Source organism: Planotetraspora sp. A-T 1434 (assembly GCF_025420585.1).
In the GTDB taxonomy this organism is placed as follows: Bacteria; Actinomycetota; Actinomycetes; order Streptosporangiales; family Streptosporangiaceae; genus JAOEGB01.
Map to the genome: position 1 here is coordinate 1 of NZ_JAOEGB010000068.1, position 1,312 is coordinate 1,312.

Below are 1,312 nucleotides of genomic sequence, written 5' to 3' on the forward strand. Positions count from 1 at the left end.
CCCAGGAGGACGGCTTCGATCTCGCCGAGCTCGATGCGGAAGCCACGGAGCTTGACCTGGTCGTCGAGGCGGCCCAGGAACTCCAGCGTGCCGTCCGGCAGCCACCGCACCCGATCCCCCGTCCGATACAGCCGGCCCCCCTTGGACGTGGGAAGGGACCCAAACGGATCCGGCACGAACCGCTCCGCTGTGAGACTCGGCCGGTCCTTGTAGCCCCGCCCGACACCGATCCCTCCGATGAGGAGCTCGCCGGGCACGCCGATCGGGACCCGCCGCATGGTCGCGTCGACCACGTGCAACCTGATGTTGGCGATGGGGCGTCCGATCGGGACGATGTCATCGCCCATGTCACAGGGCCAATAGCTGACGTCGACCGCCGCCTCGGTCGGGCCGTACAGGTTGTGCAGTCCGGCGTCCAGGCGACTGAGGAACCGATTGCTGAGCTCTGCCGGCAGCGCCTGGCCGCTGCACACGACGCGCCTGATCGAGCGGCAGTCCTCGACGCCGGGCTGGTCGAGGAAGATCTGCAGCATCGGCGGCACGAAGTGCAGGGTGGTCACGCCCTCCTTGATGATCGTGTCTCTGAGGTACTCCGGGTCCTTGTGCCCCTCGGGACGGGCGAGAACCATCCGGGCGCCGGTGATGAGCGGCCAGAAGAACTCCCATACCGACACGTCGAAGCTCATCGGGGTCTTCTGCAGGACGCGGTCCGTCTCGTCCAGCCCGTACTCCTCCTGCATCCACAGCAGGCGGTTGCGGATGGCCGCGTGCGAGTTCATCGCGCCCTTCGGCCTGCCCGTCGAGCCGGAGGTGTAGATGAGGTACGCGAGGTTGTCCGGGTGGACGCTCACCGAGGGCGCGGTCTCGGCGGCGGCCGTCAGCTCAGCCCGGACCTCCGGGTCGTCGAGCACGAGCATTGCCGGGTGGTACGGCAGGCTCGGCGCCAGCTCGCTCGTGGTCACCACGACGGTGGGAGCCGCGTCGGCGAACATGTACGCCAGGCGGGAACGGGGATAGCCGGGGTCGAGCGGGACGTAGGCGCCGCCCGCCTTGAGGACCGCCAGCAGGGCCACCGGCAGGTCGATCGCGCGTGGGAGGCACACGCCGACCAGGTGTTCGACGCCGACGCCTCGGGCCTGGAGGAGGTTGGCCAGCCGGTTGGCGCGCCGGTCCAGCTCGGCGTAGGTCAGCGACCCGTCCCCGGCCGAGACCGCCACCACGTCCGGCGTGGCCCGCACCTGCGCGGCGACCAACTCGTGCAGCAACTCCGGACCCGCATAGCGCCGGTCGGTGGCGTTCCAGCCGGCCAGCT

1 protein-coding gene is annotated in these 1,312 nt (G+C 70.0%); it reads right to left on the bottom strand.

The window, feature by feature from the left end; all coding sequences use genetic code 11:
* Window positions 1–1,312: amino acid adenylation domain-containing protein (locus N5079_RS34965; protein WP_261588515.1), on the bottom strand; the 1,312-nt coding region annotated here is incomplete at both ends.